16 protein-coding genes are annotated in these 16,797 nt (G+C 62.8%); all 16 read left to right on the top strand.

The genetic code is table 11. The features are described 5' to 3' along the window. The first annotated feature begins 65 nt into the window (after positions 1–65). The 16 genes from ABTV87_RS03045 to ureC all read left to right on the top strand — a co-directional run bounded on the left by ABTV87_RS03045 (position 66) and on the right by ureC (position 16,777). Positions 66–1,445, top strand: coding sequence for a PepSY-associated TM helix domain-containing protein (locus ABTV87_RS03045; protein ID WP_433898964.1), 1,380 nt, complete (start codon positions 66–68; stop codon positions 1,443–1,445). Between the two features lie 162 nt (positions 1,446–1,607). Further along, positions 1,608–3,734 carry a TonB-dependent receptor gene (locus tag ABTV87_RS03040; protein WP_433898963.1) on the top strand — a complete coding sequence of 709 codons (2,127 nt, stop codon included), beginning with the start codon at positions 1,608–1,610 and terminating at the stop codon, positions 3,732–3,734. A gap of 12 nt (positions 3,735–3,746) precedes the next feature. Further along, positions 3,747–4,535, top strand: a complete 789-nt coding sequence (locus ABTV87_RS03035) for an ABC transporter ATP-binding protein (protein ID WP_221534707.1) — start codon at positions 3,747–3,749, stop codon at positions 4,533–4,535. After that, the gene (locus ABTV87_RS03030; RefSeq protein ID WP_433898962.1) at positions 4,532–5,479 is read left to right on the top strand and encodes an ABC transporter substrate-binding protein; all 948 of its coding nucleotides are present in this window, start codon (positions 4,532–4,534) and stop codon (positions 5,477–5,479) included. The genes ABTV87_RS03035 and ABTV87_RS03030 overlap by 4 nt, the downstream gene beginning before the upstream one ends. Beyond that, a complete protein-coding gene (locus tag ABTV87_RS03025) occupies positions 5,476–6,486 on the top strand; it encodes a FecCD family ABC transporter permease (protein ID WP_085609224.1) in 1,011 nt (336 codons plus the stop codon). Before ABTV87_RS03030 ends, ABTV87_RS03025 begins: the two co-directional genes overlap by 4 nt. A 205-nt stretch (positions 6,487–6,691) precedes the next feature. Further along, positions 6,692–7,957: an urea ABC transporter substrate-binding protein gene (gene urtA, locus ABTV87_RS03020; RefSeq protein WP_007950596.1), complete on the top strand. Its 1,266-nt coding sequence runs from the start codon at positions 6,692–6,694 to the stop codon at positions 7,955–7,957. Between the two features lie 158 nt (positions 7,958–8,115). Further along, entirely contained in the window at positions 8,116–9,618 is a 1,503-nt protein-coding gene (gene urtB / locus ABTV87_RS03015; RefSeq protein ID WP_433898961.1) for an urea ABC transporter permease subunit UrtB, read from the top strand. Further along, entirely contained in the window at positions 9,618–10,697 is a 1,080-nt protein-coding gene (urtC, locus tag ABTV87_RS03010; RefSeq protein WP_085609222.1) for an urea ABC transporter permease subunit UrtC, read from the top strand. Before urtB ends, urtC begins: the two co-directional genes overlap by 1 nt. Further along, on the top strand, positions 10,694–11,563 hold the full coding sequence (gene urtD / locus ABTV87_RS03005) for an urea ABC transporter ATP-binding protein UrtD (RefSeq protein ID WP_007950599.1): 870 nt from the start codon (positions 10,694–10,696) through the stop codon (positions 11,561–11,563). Before urtC ends, urtD begins: the two co-directional genes overlap by 4 nt. A gap of 59 nt (positions 11,564–11,622) precedes the next feature. Next, complete coding sequence (urtE, locus tag ABTV87_RS03000; RefSeq protein ID WP_007950600.1) at positions 11,623–12,321, top strand: urea ABC transporter ATP-binding subunit UrtE; 699 nt, start codon at positions 11,623–11,625, stop codon at positions 12,319–12,321. A 43-nt stretch (positions 12,322–12,364) separates the two neighbouring features. Further along, complete coding sequence (locus tag ABTV87_RS02995; RefSeq protein WP_433898960.1) at positions 12,365–13,204, top strand: urease accessory protein UreD; 840 nt, start codon at positions 12,365–12,367, stop codon at positions 13,202–13,204. A gap of 33 nt (positions 13,205–13,237) precedes the next feature. Further along, positions 13,238–13,540, top strand: coding sequence for an urease subunit gamma (ureA, locus tag ABTV87_RS02990; RefSeq protein ID WP_039766748.1), 303 nt, complete (start codon positions 13,238–13,240; stop codon positions 13,538–13,540). A gap of 9 nt (positions 13,541–13,549) precedes the next feature. Then, on the top strand, positions 13,550–14,083 hold the full coding sequence (locus tag ABTV87_RS02985) for a GNAT family N-acetyltransferase (protein ID WP_007950603.1): 534 nt from the start codon (positions 13,550–13,552) through the stop codon (positions 14,081–14,083). 5 nt (positions 14,084–14,088) lie between these two features. After that, positions 14,089–14,622: a GNAT family N-acetyltransferase gene (locus ABTV87_RS02980; RefSeq protein WP_262159149.1), complete on the top strand. Its 534-nt coding sequence runs from the start codon at positions 14,089–14,091 to the stop codon at positions 14,620–14,622. Further along, positions 14,622–14,927 carry an urease subunit beta gene (locus ABTV87_RS02975; RefSeq protein ID WP_007950605.1) on the top strand — a complete coding sequence of 102 codons (306 nt, stop codon included), beginning with the start codon at positions 14,622–14,624 and terminating at the stop codon, positions 14,925–14,927. Before ABTV87_RS02980 ends, ABTV87_RS02975 begins: the two co-directional genes overlap by 1 nt. 149 nt (positions 14,928–15,076) lie before the next feature. Then, entirely contained in the window at positions 15,077–16,777 is a 1,701-nt protein-coding gene (gene ureC / locus ABTV87_RS02970; RefSeq protein ID WP_433898959.1) for an urease subunit alpha, read from the top strand. Positions 16,778–16,797 lie beyond the last annotated feature (20 nt).

Genomic DNA, 16,797 nt, shown 5'->3' with positions numbered 1-16,797 from the left:
CGCTCCCTTCAGGGAGCGGGCTGCAACAGACAACTAGAAGATCCAAGCCAAGCGGAGCACACGTGATGAAGCAGCCCAAACCGAATTTCTACAACCTGGCCTGGCGTTGGCATTTTTACGCCGGATTGTTCGTCGCCCCATTCATGGTGATGCTGGCCCTGACCGGCATCATTTACCTGTTCAAGCCGCAACTCGATTCGCTGATGTACAGCAGCCTGCTGAACGTCCCCGCCGGGCATCACACGGTGCCGGCCGATGACTTGCTGCAAAAGGTCAAAAGCGCTTATCCACAGGGCCAGGTCACCCAATACCTGCCGCCGGTGAATGCCGAGCGCAGCGCGCAGTTTGTCGTGGCCAATGCCGGCCATGAGCTGAACGTATTCGTCGATCCGTACCACGGCGACATCCTCGGCGAGCAGGATGCCAGGCAGAACCTGCAAGCCATCGCCCGGGCCATTCACGGCGAATTGATGATCGGCACCGTCGGTGACCGACTGATCGAAATGGCCGCCGGCTGGGGCGTGGTGCTGGTGGTGTCCGGGGTTTTCCTGTGGTGGCCGCGAGGTCAGGCAGCGGGGATTCTGTGGCCACGCCTGAGCAGTCGCGGCCGCGTGCTGTGGCGTGACCTGCATGCCGTTACCGGATTCTGGGGCGCGGCATTGCTGCTGGTGATGCTGCTCAGCGGCATGACCTGGACCGGCTTCTGGGGCAAGCAGTACGCCCAGGTGTGGAACGTGTTCCCGGCGGCGATGTGGGACAACGTGCCGACCTCCGACGTCGAGGCCGGCAGCCTCAACAACGCTGCGCGCCAGACCGTACCGTGGGCGATGGAAAACACCCCGATGCCGATGTCCGGCGACCACGCCGAACACATGGCCCACGGCGGCATGCAACACGGCCCCGCCGCCCCGACCATCCGCCTGCAGGATGTGCAGAACATCGCCGTTGAGCGCAAGGTCGAGCCGGGCTACAGCATCACAATGCCGACCACTGCCACCGGCGTATTCACCATCGCCGTGTTCGCCGACGACCCGCGCAACGACGCCACCCTGCACGTCGATCAGTACACCGGCAAAGTCCTCGCCGACGTTCGCTTCGAGCAGTACGGCGCTGTTGCCCGCGCTACCGAGATCGGCGTGATGCTCCACGAAGGCAAGATGTTCGGCACCTTCAACCAGATCATCGTGCTGCTGATCTGCCTGATGATCCTGCTCAGCGCCGTCAGCGGCGTGGTGATCTGGTGGAAGCGCCGGCCACAGGGCAAGTTCGGCGTGCCGCCGCTGCGCCACGACCTGCCGAAGTGGAAAACCGGGGTGGCGATCATGCTGGTTCTGGCGGTGGTGTTTCCGCTGGTGGGGGCTTCGCTGGTGGTGGTGTGGTTGCTGGATCGGCTGCTGTTGTCGCGTCTGGGCCGACAAGCTGAATCTGCCTCAACTTCATCATGAAACAGGCGAGATGCGCGATTTAGACAGATCTTTAAACTGCCGGGGCTTAAACTCCGGCAATTTTTAGTGTTACTGTATAACGCAAATTTGCTGCTCTGCCCGCAGCCATGCACTGTCATGAGCCTGCGGGCTTTTCTTTTGAAGAAGTGATTCACCGCCCCGATGAACAAGTACCTCTTGTCCAGTCTCTGTCTGTTCGCCCTGAACCACAGCGCCCACGCCGACAACGCCCCGCTGACGCTGCCCACCGGCACCATCACCGCACCGGCCAATGACGACCAGACCGTCAGCCTGACCACGCCGACCAGCGCCGGCTCGCGCCTGAACCTCAGCGCGATGGAAACCCCGGCCAGCGTCGAAAGCCTCAGCGGCGAGCAAGTCCGCGCCCGTGGCGATCGCAGCGTGCAGGACGCGGTGTCGCGCAGCACCGGCATCAGTCGCACCGGCACGCCGGGCGACGGCGGCACTTCGTTGCAGGCCCGGGGCTTTACCGGGCAGAGCTCGGTGATGCAGTTGTATGACGGCAACCGCATGTACACCGGCATGGGCACCGTGACGTTCCCGGTCGACACCTGGTCGGTAGAACGCGTCGATGTCCTGCGCGGCCCGGCCTCGGTGCTGTACGGCGAAGGCGCGACCGGCGCGGTGGTCAACGTGATCCCGAAGAAGCCGTTCGAAGGCGAAATCGAAAACCACGTGCGCGTCGGTTACGGCTCGTTCGACCGCCAGCAGCAGGCGTTCGACAGCGGCGGCTCGCTGACCGATACCCTTAGCTATCGCCTCAATCTCAATCGCCTGCGCAGCAACGGTTGGGTTGATCGCGGCGACTCGTCCAGCGACTTCATCAGCGCCGCCCTGCGCTGGCAGGCCACCGACGATCTGACCTTCACCCTGGCTCACGATTACGGCGATCAGCGCCCGCAGAACTACTTCGGCACGCCACTGATCAACGGCCAGTTGAAGGACAGCCTGCGCAACAAGAACTACAACGTGCGCGACGACAAGCAGCACTACAACGATCAATGGACGCGCCTGACCACGGATTGGCAGATCAACGATGCGGTCAGCGCCAGCAACGAGCTGTACTACCTCAAGGCCCAACGCCGCTGGCAGAACGCCGAGAACTACAACTTCGATATCGCTAGCCAACAGCTCAGCCGCAGCGGCTACTTTGGCATCGGCCACAAACAGGAGCAGGTCGGCGACCGCCAGACCTTCACCTTCAAGCACTCACTGTTCGGCCTCGACAGCCAAACCGTGACCGGTGTCGATTACAACCGCATCCGCTTTCAGCTCGACAGCAACTCGCCGTTCAACGACGTATTGCCGAACGGTCAGCCGCTGGATCGCTATCACCCGCAAACCGGCTATTTCGAGAGCGCCGATCCGTATCGCGATCAGTTCGACAGCACTACCAAACAGATGTCGGTGTTCGCCGAAAACCGCACGCAACTGAGCGAACGCTGGTCGCTGGTGACCGGCGTGCGCCGCGACTACGTGCACGTGGATCGCAACAATCTGGTCGACGGCAGTCAGAGCGACAAGACCCTGACCGGCAACAACTGGAAGGCTGGCCTGGTGTTCGCGCTGACGCAGGACACCTCGTTCTACGGCCAGGTCGCCACCAGCACCGATGGCATCGGCGGCCTGATTTCCCTGAGCCCGAGTCAGCAGCAATATGACCTCTCCACCGCCCGGCAAACCGAGATCGGCCTGAAGCAACTGTTCTGGGATCAGCGCGGCGAGTTCACGCTGGCGGCGTATCGCATCGTGAAGAAGAAGCTGTTGACCGACGACCCGGGCAACCCGACGCTCAAGCAGCAGGTCGGGCAGCAATCGTCGAACGGCCTGGAAGCCAGCCTCGATCTGCAACTGCCGAACGCCTGGCAACTGCAAGCCAACGCGGCGATCGTCAAAGCCAAATACGACGATTTTGAAGAGGTAGTCGGCGGCGTGCCGGTGTCGCGCAACGGCAATCGCCCGGTGGACGTGCCACGTCGCACTGCCAATCTGTGGCTGAGCAAGGCGCTGACCGATGATCTGAAGGCCGGTGCTGGTGTGCGTTACGTCGATGCGCGCTACGCCGACATGGCCAACCGCAACGAGCTGCCGAGCTACACCGTGGTCGATGCGACGCTGTCGTGGAAAGCCCTGCGCAACACCACGCTGGGGTTGCAGGTGAACAATCTGTTTGACCGGACGTACGCGCAAAGCCAATACAATGAGGGCCAGCAGTGGATTCTGGGTGAGCCTCGTTCGTTCTTTGTCACCGCTGACTACACCTTCTAGAACAGGAACGAAATGACCTCACTGTCCCTCACCCATCTCGCCTGGACACCTCTGGGCCACGGCCACTGCCATCACCAGTTCCAGCTGCGTGACGCCTCGTTGCAAGTGGCCTCCGGTGAGTTCGTCGGGCTGATCGGGCCCAATGGCAGCGGCAAGACCAGCCTGTTGCGCTGCGCCTATCGCTTCAGTCAGCCGGAACACGGTGAGGTCAGACTCGATCACCACAACGTGTGGAAACAATCCTCACGCTGGTGCGCGCAACGCATCGCCGTGGTGCTGCAGGAATTCCCCGACGCCTTCGGCCTGACCGTCGAAGAAGTGGTCGCCATGGGCCGCACGCCACACAAAGGCCTGTTCGACGGCGACACGCTGGAAGACCGCAATCTCGCCACCCAGGCCCTCAAATCCGTGGGCCTCGAAGGCTTCGAAGACCACGCGTTCGCCACCCTGTCCGGTGGAGAAAAACAGCGGGTGATCCTCGCCCGAGCCCTGACCCAGCAACCGCAACTGCTGATCCTCGACGAGCCGACCAACCACCTCGACCCGCGTTATCAACTGGAACTGCTGCAACTGGTCAAGCGTTTGCAGATCGGCACGCTGGCAAGCATTCACGACCTGAACCTGGCCGCCGCGTTCTGCGACCGTTTGTATGTGATCAACCACGGTCGCATCGTCGCCAGCGGCACCCCGCAACAAGTCCTGACCGTCGAACTGCTGCGCGACGTGTTCGGCGTCGAAGCATTGATCGATCCACACCCCCTCCACGGCTACCCGCGAATCACCTGGATAACCCGACCATGACTGTGCGCTCCCTGCTTTGCCTCGCCCTGTTGCTAGGCACGACCCAAGCCTTCGCCGAGGCCACCCAGTACCCGCTGACGATCCAGAGCTGCAACCGCGAAGTGACCTTCAAGGAAGCGCCGAAACACGCGGTCAGCCACGACATCAACATGACCCAGATGATGCTCGCCCTCGGCCTCAAGTCGAAGATGGCCGGCTACAGCGGCGTCAGTGGCTGGAAGTCGGTAACGCCTGAAATGCAGAGTCTTCTCGACGGTCTGCCGGAGCTGGCAGCCAAGTACCCGTCAGTGGAAACCCTGCTCAACGCCAACGTCGATTTCTTCTTCGCCGGCTGGGACTACGGCATGCGCGTCGGCGGCGATCTCACGCCGCAGACCCTGCAACCGCTGGGCATCAACGTCTATGAGCTGACCGAATCCTGCGCCTTCGTGATGAAGCGCCCCGCCGCCACGCTGGACGACACCTACAACGACCTGCGCAATCTCGGAAAGATTTTCGACGTGCAGGATCGCGCCAACGCGTTGATCGCCGACATGCAAAGCCAGGTCGCCGAAATCCGTAAAGACCTGCCTGCTGAAAAACCACGGGTGTTCCTGTACGACAGTGGCGAAGACCGCGCCATGACCTCCGGCCGCCTCGGCATGCCGCAAGCGCTGATCGACGCCGCCGGCGGGCGCAACGTTCTCGATGACGTTGAAGCGAGCTGGACCCGGGTCAACTGGGAAACCGTGGTCGAGCGCAATCCGCAGGTGATCGTGATCGTCGACTACAGCGAAATCACCGCCGAGCAGAAAATTGAATTCCTGCTGAAGAACAAGGCCCTGCAATCGGTGGACGCGATCAAGAACCAGCGCTTCATCGTCATCCCTTACGTGCAGGCCACGCCGGGGATCGACAACGTGCTGGCGGTTGAAACCCTGGCCAAAGGTTTCCACGGCGAATGATCAATCGTCGTTATGGCTGGCTGCTGATTGCCCTCGGCGCGGTGCTGTTGGTGTCGTGCGTGGTGTCGCTGGGCTTCGGCCCTGCGCGGGTGCCGGTGGACGTGGTGTGGCGGATTCTGCTGCACAAACTGTTCGGCCTCGGCGTGCCGGACTGGAGCGCCGGCCAGGAACACATCGTCTGGCTGATCCGCGTGCCGCGCATGTTGCTCGGTGCATTGGTCGGCGCCGGGCTGGCGTTGATCGGCGCGGTGCTGCAAGCAGTCACGCGCAATCCGCTGGCCGATCCGCACCTGCTCGGCGTCACCTCCGGTGCCACGCTTGGCGCAGTGATCGTGGTACTGCACGTCGGTGAAATCGTCGGCCTGCTGACGTTGCCGATTGCCGCGTTCATCGGCGCGTTGTTGAGCATGTTTCTGGTGCTGGGCATCGCCAACCGCCAGGGTCGGCTGGACAGTGATCGGCTGCTGCTGTGCGGCGTGGCGGTGTCGTTCGTGATGATGGCGATCGCCAATCTGCTGTTGTTCATGGGCGATCACCGGGCCAGTTCGGCGGTGATGTTCTGGATGCTCGGCGGCCTTGGTCTGGCGCGCTGGGAGTTGCTGGCGGTGCCGGCGCTGAGCGTGTTGCTTGGCTTGATTCTGCTGATCGGCATGGCCCGTCCGCTGAACGCCTTGATGGCCGGCGAACAGACCGCCGTCACCCTCGGCCTGAATGCCCGGGCGGTGCGTCTGCGGGTGTTCGTGATCGCCTCGCTGATGACCGGGGTGCTGGTGTCGATCAGCGGCTCCATCGGTTTTGTCGGGCTGATGGTGCCGCACATTGCCCGGCGCCTGATCGGTGCTGAGCATCGGCGTCTGCTGCCAGTGTGCGTGTTGCTCGGCAGTGTGTTTCTGGTGTGGGTCGACGTCGCTGCGCGGACGTTGATCGCACCCGAAGACCTGCCCATCGGCGTCGCCACCGCAGCCCTCGGCGGCCTGTTCTTCATCGGCCTGATGCGCCGCCGCTGAACCCTCCGGGTGCGCCCCAATCTGGCGCACCCCGTTGCACCTTTGCATGCAACACGTCCCCTCATGGTGCGCCGACTCTGCGCGCAACCGCTCTAAACCGACATTTCCCTGCCCGAACCCGACCGGGCACAGCCCTTGCAAAACAGCCTTCAGTCGTTCGCATCTGCCAACCATAAAAAACTTTAACGTTCATGGAGATCGCACAATGAAGCGTCGCAGTTTGATCAAGGCTTTCACACTCACGGCATCCATTGCCGCGATGGGCATGACCTGGACCGTACAGGCCGCCGAGACCATCAAGGTCGGGATTCTGCATTCGTTGTCCGGCACCATGGCGATCTCCGAAACGTCGCTCAAGGACATGGCGTTGATGACCATCGACGAGATCAACGCCAAGGGCGGAGTGAACGGCAAGATGCTTGAGCCGGTGGTGGTCGACCCGGCGTCGAACTGGCCGTTGTTCGCGGAAAAGGGCCGCCAGTTGCTGACCCAGGACAAGGTCGCGGTGGTGTTCGGCTGCTGGACCTCGGTGTCGCGCAAATCGGTGCTGCCGGTGTTCGAAGAACTCAACGGCCTGCTGTTCTATCCGGTGCAATACGAAGGTGAGGAGATGTCGCCGAACGTGTTCTACACCGGCGCCGCGCCGAACCAGCAAGCGATCCCGGCGGTTGAATACCTGATGAGCGAAGAAGGCGGCAGCGCCAAGCGCTACTTCCTGCTCGGCACCGACTACGTGTACCCGCGCACCACCAACAAGATCCTGCGTTCGTTCCTGCACTCCAAAGGCGTAGCGGATAAAGACATCGAAGAGGTCTACACCCCGTTCGGTCATAGCGACTATCAAACCATCGTCGCCAACATCAAAAAATTCTCGGCCGGCGGCAAGACCGCTGTGATCTCGACCGTGAATGGCGACTCCAACGTGCCGTTCTACAAAGAACTGGCCAACCAGGGCCTGAAGGCGACCGACGTACCGGTGGTGGCGTTCTCGGTGGGCGAAGAGGAACTGCGCGGCATCGACACCAAGCCGCTGGTGGGCAACCTCGCGGCGTGGAACTACTTCGAGTCCGTGGATAACCCGGCGAACAAGAAATTCGTCGCCGACTGGAAAGCCTACGCGAAGAAACACAACCTGCCGGGCGCCGACAAAGCGGTGACCAACGACCCGATGGAAGCCACTTACGTCGGCATCCACATGTGGGCGCAGGCGGCGGAGAAAGCCAAATCGACCGACGTCGACAAGGTCCGCGAAGCCCTCGGCGGCCAGACTTTCGCCGCGCCGTCCGGTTACACCCTGACCATGGACAAGACCAATCACCACCTGCACAAACCGGTGATGATCGGCGAGATCCAGAGCGACGGTCAGTTCAACGTGGTGTGGCAGACCGAGGGGCCGATTCGGGCGCAGCCTTGGAGTCCGTTCATTCCGGGTAACGACAAGAAGCCGGAGTATGCGGTGAAGAGCAACTGAGCCATTGGATGCCCGCCTCGATACTTGAGGCGGGTACAAATCCCTGTGGGAGCGAGCTTGCTCGCGAAAGGGCCCTGACAGTCGACATCGATGGTGAATGTCAGACCGTTTTCGCGAGCAAGCTCGCTCCCACAATGTCCGCGTCAAGGCGACTGACTATGCCAACTGCCCTATACCGTTTCCTCTTGGCCCTCGCATTTTTGCTGCCGATAGCCGCCCACGCCAGCGACGCCGAAGACTTCGTCGCCGCCAACCCCACGCAACAAGCCAAATTGCTGGAAGCTTGGGCCGCGCAGCCCGATCCGGCCCGTGTCGAACTGATCAACGCCCTGCAACAAGGCGAACTGACCGTCGACGGCCAACCCAAAACCCTGCGCCTGAACAATCGCCTGCGGGGTCTGATCGACACCGCACTGGCCAGCCACCAATTGCTTGCCGCCGACGCCAAAACCCGTCTGACCGCCGCGCAGCAATTGCAGAAAAGCGCCAAACCGGCGCAGCTGAAATTCCTCGACCAGCAACTGGCTGGCGAACAAGACGAAAACGTCCACGCCGCGCTGAGCCTGGCGCTGGCCAATCTGCAACTGGTCGACACCGACCCGGCGGTGCGCCTCGCGGCCGTGCGCCTGCTTGGTGAAACCGGCGACCCGCTGGCCCGCACCCGCCTCGAAGGCTTGCTCGAACCCGGCGTCGAAACCGATGCCAATGTGCGCACCGCCGCCGAAACCAGCCTCGCCCAGGTCAAGCGCAAACTGCTGGTCGGCGAACTGCTCGGACAGGCCTTCAGCGGCATGTCCCTCGGTTCGATTCTGTTGCTCGCGGCGCTGGGGCTGGCGATCACCTTCGGCCTGCTCGGCGTGATCAACATGGCCCACGGCGAGATGCTGATGCTCGGTGCCTACTCGACCTACGTCGTGCAGTTGATGTTCCAGCGCTACGCGCCGAATGCCATCGAGTTCTATCCGCTGATCGCGCTGCCGGTGGCGTTCTTCGTCACCGCTGCCATCGGCATGGCCCTGGAGCGCACGGTGATCCGTCACCTCTACGGCCGCCCACTGGAGACCCTGCTCGCCACCTGGGGCATCAGCCTGATGCTGATTCAGCTGGTGCGTCTGGTGTTCGGTGCGCAGAACGTTGAAGTGGCGAACCCGGCGTGGCTGTCCGGCGGGATTCAGGTGTTGCCGAATCTGGTGCTGCCGTACAACCGCATCGTGATCATCGCCTTTGCGTTGTTCGTAGTGGTGCTGACCTGGCTGCTGCTGAACAAGACCCGCCTCGGTCTGAACGTGCGCGCCGTCACCCAGAACCGCAACATGGCCGCCTGCTGCGGCGTGCCCACCGGGCGCGTCGACATGCTCGCCTTCGGTCTCGGTTCGGGCATCGCCGGACTCGGTGGCGTGGCCCTGAGCCAGATCGGCAACGTCGGCCCTGACCTCGGCCAGAGCTACATCATCGACTCGTTCCTGGTGGTAGTGCTCGGCGGCGTCGGCCAACTGGCCGGCAGCGTGTTCGCCGCGTTCGGCCTGGGCATCGCCAACAAGATTCTCGAACCGCAGATCGGTGCGGTGCTCGGCAAGATCCTGATCCTCGCGCTGATCATTCTGTTCATCCAGAAACGTCCGCAAGGCCTCTTCGCACTGAAAGGACGGGTGATCGACTGATGAACCAGCCTCTACTTGTCACGGCCACACAAAAGGCCGGCCCGAAAGTCACTCTCGCTGTCGGCGCCGTTGTTCTCGCCTTGCTGATCGCCCTGCCGCTGCTGTCGTTGTTGCCGGCGGAGAGTGCGCTGCATGTCTCGGCCTACACCCTGACGCTGGTCGGCAAGATTCTCTGCTACGCCATCGTCGCCCTGGCGCTGGATCTGGTCTGGGGTTACGCAGGTCTTTTGTCGCTGGGTCACGGCCTGTTCTTCGCCCTCGGCGGCTATGCGATGGGCATGTACCTGATGCGTCAGGCCGCCGGTGATGGCTTGCCGGCGTTCATGACCTTCCTGTCTTGGACTGAATTGCCGTGGTACTGGAGCGGCACCGGCAACTTCCTCTGGGCGATGTGCCTGGTGGTGTTGGCGCCGGGGTTGCTGGCGCTGGTGTTCGGTTTCTTCGCCTTCCGCTCGCGGATCAAGGGCGTGTATTTCTCGATCATGACCCAGGCCCTGACCTTCGCCGGGATGCTGCTGTTCTTTCGCAACGAGACCGGCTTCGGCGGCAACAACGGCTTCACCAATTTCCGCACGATCCTCGGTTTCGGCATCACCGAACCAGGTACTCGCGCGGTGCTGTTTCTGGCGACGGTGCTGTTGCTGGTGGCGAGCCTGTTCATCGGCTGGCGCCTGGCACGCAGCAAGTTCGGCCGGGTGCTGACTGCCCTGCGCGATGCGGAGAATCGCCTGATGTTCTGTGGCTACGATCCACGCGGTTTCAAGCTGTTCGTCTGGGTCTTGAGCGCGGTGTTGTGTGGACTGGCCGGTGCGCTATACGTGCCGCAGGTGGGAATCATCAACCCGAGCGAAATGTCGCCGACCAACTCGATCGAGGCCGCCGTGTGGGTGGCCCTTGGCGGGCGCGGCACCCTGATCGGCCCACTGCTCGGCGCCGGCGTGGTCAACGGCATGAAGAGCTGGTTCACCGTGGCCTTCCCCGAATACTGGCTGTTCTTCCTCGGCGCGCTGTTCATCGTCGTGACGTTGTACCTGCCCAAAGGCGTGATCGGTCTGCTGAAGAAACGAGGTGAATCATGAGAGTCACGGCGAGCGCAGAATTCATGCTGGAACCGGCCTTTTTCCCGGTGGAGCCCAACAAGGACGAAGGCACCAGCCGCGACTCGATCGGCCTCGGGCAACGCGTCGGGCCGGGCCTCGACACCCGCCACGGCACGATCCTGACCCTGGAAGACATCAGCGTGAGCTTCGACGGTTTCCGGGCGCTGAACAACCTGAACCTGTACATCGGCGTCGGCGAACTGCGCTGCATCATCGGCCCCAACGGCGCGGGCAAGACCACGCTGATGGACGTGATCACCGGCAAGACCCGGCCGAGCCACGGCAAGGCGTGGTTCGGCGAAACCCTCGACCTGACGCAGATGAGCGAAGTGCAGATCGCCCAGGCCGGCATCGGTCGCAAGTTCCAGAAACCGACGGTGTTCGAAGCGTTGAGTGTGTTCGAGAACCTGGAGCTGGCGCAGAAAACCGACAAGTCGGTGTGGGCCAGTCTGCGGGCGAAGTTGAGCGGCGAGCAGAAAGACCGGATCAGCGAAGTGCTCGACACGATTCGCCTGACCACTTCGGTCAATCGCCCCGCCGGGCTGCTGTCTCATGGGCAGAAGCAGTTTCTGGAAATCGGCATGTTGCTGATGCAGGACCCGCAATTGCTGCTGCTCGATGAACCGGTAGCGGGCATGACCGACGCCGAAACCGAGTTCACCGCCGAGCTGTTCAAGTCGCTGGCAGGCAAGCATTCGCTGATGGTGGTGGAACACGACATGGGCTTCGTCGGCTCGATTGCCGACCACGTCACGGTGTTGCACCAGGGCAGCGTGCTGGCCGAAGGATCACTGGAACAGGTGCAGGACAACGAGCGCGTGATCGAGGTTTACCTCGGCCGCTGAAGAGGAATCCGATCGTTCCCACGCAGAGCGTGGGAACGATCACCGGGGAGAGTTTGAACATGCTGCAAGTCGACAAGCTGCACCAGTACTACGGCGGAAGCCACATCCTGCGCGGCCTGAGCTTTGACGTGAAGGTCGGCGAAGTGACCTGCCTGCTCGGGCGTAACGGTGTGGGCAAGACCACGCTGCTCAAATGCCTGATGGGCCTGTTGCCGGCCAAGGAAGGCGCGGTGAACTGGGAAGGCAAACCGATCACCACGTTCAAGCCGCATCAGCGGGTGCACGCCGGGATCGCCTACGTGCCGCAGGGCCGGGAGATTTTCGGCCGGCTGACCGTGGAAGAAAACCTGCTGATGGGTCTGTCGCGATTCCCCGGCAGCGAAGCCAAGGAGGTTCCGGCGTTCATCTACGAGCTGTTCCCGGTGCTGCTGCAAATGAAACAGCGGCGCGGCGGTGACCTGTCCGGCGGTCAGCAACAGCAGCTCGCGATTGGCCGCGCACTGGCCAGTCGTCCACGGCTGCTGATCCTCGACGAACCCACCGAGGGCATTCAGCCGTCGGTAATCAAGGAAATCGGCGCGGTGATCAAGAAGCTCGCCGCCCGGGGCGACATGGCGATTCTACTGGTGGAGCAGTTCTACGATTTCGCCGCCGAACTGGCCGATCAGTACCTGGTGATGTCCCGGGGCGAGATCGTGCAGCAGGGCCGTGGCGAAAATATGGAAGCCGAAGGTGTGCGCGGGCTGGTGACTATTTGAGGTTACGGTCTAATCTGTAGCGTCCTAACGATAATTAGAAAACATGAACTTACCTTTAGCGACTGCCCTGTTTACCCCGAGCTGGCACGCCGAGCTGGAGCTGGCCTACGCCCGCTTCGGCGATTGCACGCGGCCGACCCGACGCCGGCACCTCGGCCCGTTGCGGGTGCAAAAGCATCTGTACGCCGAAGGGCCCGAGGTCTGCCAGCACATCATCGTCCACCCGCCGGGCGGGATTGCCGGCGGTGACCGGCTGGACATCAGCGCCCGCGTCGAACAAGGCGCCTGGGCACAGATCACCAGCCCCGGCGCGGCCAAGTGGTATCGCGCGGCAGGGCCCGCTTATCAGTCGCTGAACCTGCATGTCGCTGATGGCGCGACACTGGAATGGCTACCGCAGGAAACCATCGTTTACAGCGCCGCCCAGGCAGAACTCACGACTTCGATTGAGCTTGAAGGCGATGCGCGGCTGTTCTACTGGGACGTGGTGGCGCTGGGTCGCCCGGCCAGTGGCGAGCGTTTCGACCTCGGGCACTTCCAGGCGCATCTGGATATTCGCCGTGATGGGCGGTTGTTGTGGCATGAGCGCCAGCGCATCGTCGGCGATGACGGCTTGCTTGATTCGCCGATCGGGCTGGATGGCAATCCGGTGTTTGCGACGTTGCTGGTGACCGGTGAGATTGATGCTGAATTGCTGGAGCGCTGCCGCTCGCTGGGCCACGAGGTGCGCGGGGATCTGACGCAGTTGCCCGGTCTGTTGGTCGCCCGTTGCCTGGCCAGTGAAGCGTTGCTGGCGCGGGCCTGGCTGATCGATCTCTGGCGATTGCTCAGACCTGCGCTGCTCGGCCGCGAAGCCCTGCCTCCCCGAATCTGGAATACCTGATTTTCTTCAACTGCCGACAATGGATTTCAAACGATGGACCTGACCCCACGCGAAAAAGACAAGCTACTGATCTTCACCGCCGGCCTCGTGGCCGAGCGGCGACTGGCCCGTGGCGTGAAGCTCAACTACCCGGAAGCCATGGCCTACATCTCGGCGGCGCTGCTCGAAGGCGCCCGTGACGGCCAGACCGTGGCCGAGCTGATGCACTACGGCACCACCCTGCTGACCCGCGATCAGGTGATGGAAGGCATCCCGGAAATGATCCCGGAGATCCAGGTCGAAGCGACGTTTCCCGACGGCACCAAACTGGTCACCGTCCACCAACCGATCGTCTGAGGCCGCGCCATGACTTACACCATCCGCGATGCACTGCACGCCGACCTGCCGGCGATCCGCGACATCTACAACGACGCCGTGCTCAACACCACGGCGATCTGGAATGAATCCGCCGTCGACCTCGGCAACCGTCAGGCGTGGTTCAGCGCGCGTCAGGCCCAGGGGTATCCGATCCTGGTGATCGTCGACGCCGACAACACCACCCTCGGCTACGCTTCGTTCGGTGACTGGCGGCCGTTCGACGGTTTCCGCCACACCGTCGAGCACTCGGTCTACGTGCGCAGCGACCAGCGCGGCAACGGCCTCGGCCCGCAACTGATGACTGCGCTGATCGAACGCGCGAAAACCTGCGACAAGCACGTCATGGTCGCCGCCATCGAGAGCGGCAACGCCGCGTCGATTCGCCTGCACGAACGCGCCGGTTTCATCACCACCGGGCAGATGCCGCAAGTCGGCACCAAGTTTGGCCGCTGGCTCGACCTGACCTTCATGCAACTGACCCTCAATCCTGGCGCGGAGCCGCCGCCCGCCCACAAGGAGTGACACCGATGAACCCCGCCCAACTGCGACGCGTCAATGCTGAAAGTTTTGCGCACTATCGTCAGGGCCTGATCGACCTGCTGCTCGACGCCGTGGGTTATGGCGCCAGCGTCGGTTTCATGGCCGATCTCGATGCCACACAGGCCCGCGCTTATTTCGACGATGTGCAGGACAACCTGAACAAGGGCAACGTCTTGCTGTGGGTGGTGGTCAAGGACGAACAGGTGCAGGCCAGCGTTCAGTTGAGCCTGTGCCAGAAAGCCAACGGCCTCAACCGCGCCGAGGTGCAGAAACTGCTGGTGCGCGAACACGCCCGGCGGCGCGGCCTCGGCCAGCAATTGATGGAAGCGCTTGAGCTGGCGGCCCGCCAATACAAGCGCGGCATGCTTTACCTCGACACCGAGGCCGGCTCCCCGGCTGAAGATTTCTACAAGGCCCTGGGTTATACCCGCGCCGGGGAAATCCCCGACTACGCCTGCGACCCGAACGGCACCTATCGCCCGACGGCCCTCTATTACAAAGTCCTGCAAGGAGCGAACTGATGATTCCCGGCGAGTACAAAATCCAGCCCGGCGACATCGAACTCAACGTCGGTCGCCGCACTGTCAGCCTGAAAGTGGCGAACAGCGGCGACCGGCCGATCCAAGTCGGCTCGCACTATCACTTTTTCGAAACCAACGACGCCCTGACCTTCGACCGCGCCGCCAGCCGTGGCATGCGCCTGAACATCCCGGCGGGCACGGCCGTGCGCTTCGAGCCGGGACAAAGCCGCGAGGTGGAACTGGTGGATTACGCCGGGCACCGGCGGGTGTTCGGGTTTGCCGGGCGGGTCATGGGTGACCTCTGAAATTTGCGGTGTCTCCATCGCGAGCAGGCTCGCTCCCACATTAAACCGAGTTCCTCCAGCTGGAATCCGATCCCCTGTGGGAGCGAGCCTGCTCGCGAAAGTGAGCGCAGCGAACGATCTCAAAACCAATTGAATTCCAAGGCGAACACATGAAGATCTCGCGTCAAGCCTACGCCGACATGTTCGGCCCCACCGTCGGCGACAAGGTGCGCCTGGCCGACACCGAGCTGTGGATCGAGGTCGAACAGGACTTCACCACCTACGGCGAAGAAGTGAAATTCGGCGGCGGCAAAGTGATCCGCGACGGCCAGGGCCAGAGCCAGTTGCTGGCGGCCGAAGTGGTCGACACCGTCATCACCAACGCGCTGATCATCGACCACTGGGGCATCGTCAAAGCCGACGTCGGCCTCAAGGACGGGCGCATCGCCGCGATCGGCAAGGCCGGCAACCCGGACGTGCAGCCCGGCGTGACCATCGCCATCGGCGCCAGCACCGAAGTGATTGCCGGCGAAGGCATGATCCTCACCGCCGGCGGCATCGACACCCACATCCACTTCATCTGCCCGCAGCAGATCGAAGAAGCACTGATGAGCGGCGTCACCACCATGATCGGCGGCGGCACCGGGCCGGCCACCGGCACCAATGCAACGACCTGCACTTCGGGGCCGTGGCACCTGGCGCGAATGCTTCAGGCAGCGGATGCGTTCCCGATGAACATCGGCCTAACCGGCAAGGGCAACGCCAGCCTGCCGGAGCCGCTGATCGAGCAGGTCAAGGCCGGCGCCATCGGCCTCAAGCTGCATGAAGACTGGGGCACCACCCCGGCGAGCATCGACAACTGCCTGAGCGTCGCCGACCAGTACGACGTGCAAGTGGCGATCCACACCGACACCCTCAACGAGTCCGGTTTCGTCGAAACCACCCTCGGCGCGTTCAAGGGCCGGACCATCCACACCTATCACACCGAAGGTGCCGGTGGCGGCCATGCGCCGGACATCATCAAGGCCTGCGGTTTCGCCAACGTGCTGCCGAGTTCGACCAACCCGACCCGGCCATTCACCCGTAACACCATCGACGAACACCTCGACATGCTGATGGTCTGCCACCACCTCGACCCGAGCATTGCCGAAGACGTGGCGTTCGCCGAAAGCCGCATCCGCCGCGAAACGATTGCCGCCGAAGACATCCTCCACGACCTCGGTGCGTTCTCGATGATCAGCTCCGACAGCCAGGCCATGGGCCGCGTCGGCGAAGTCATCACACGCACCTGGCAGACTGCCGACAAGATGAAAAAGCAGCGCGGCCCGCTGCCTCAGGACGGCGAAGGCAACGACAACTTCCGCGCCAAACGCTACATCGCCAAGTACACGATCAACCCGGCGATCACCCACGGCATCAGCCATGAAGTGGGTTCGGTGGAAGTTGGCAAGTGGGCCGATCTGGTGCTGTGGCGCCCGGCATTCTTCGGCGTGAAACCGACGCTGATCCTCAAGGGCGGCGCCATCGCCGCCAGCCTGATGGGCGACGCCAACGCGTCGATCCCGACCCCGCAACCGGTGCACTACCGCCCGATGTTCGCCAGCTACGGCGGCTCGCTGCACGCCACCAGCCTGACCTTCATCAGTCAGGCAGCGCAGGAGTCCGGACTGCCCGAAGCGTTGGGCCTGAAGAAGAAAATCGCCGTGGTCAAAGGTTGCCGCGACGTGCAGAAAACCGACTTGATCCACAACGACTACCTGCCGAACATCGACGTCGACCCGCAGACCTATCAGGTCAAGGCCGACGGCGTGTTGCTCTGGTGTGAACCGGCCGAAACCCTGCCGATGGCGCAACGTTACTTTCTGTTCTGAGTCAGCGCCCCGGTCGTCGA

The sequence above is a fragment of the Pseudomonas sp. PSE1(2024) genome (genome assembly GCF_050990555.1).
Lineage (GTDB): Bacteria > Pseudomonadota > Gammaproteobacteria > Pseudomonadales > Pseudomonadaceae > Aquipseudomonas > Aquipseudomonas aphyarum.
The sequence above is the reverse complement of the archived record's forward strand: the minus strand, read 5'-3'. Positions and strand labels throughout refer to the sequence as shown.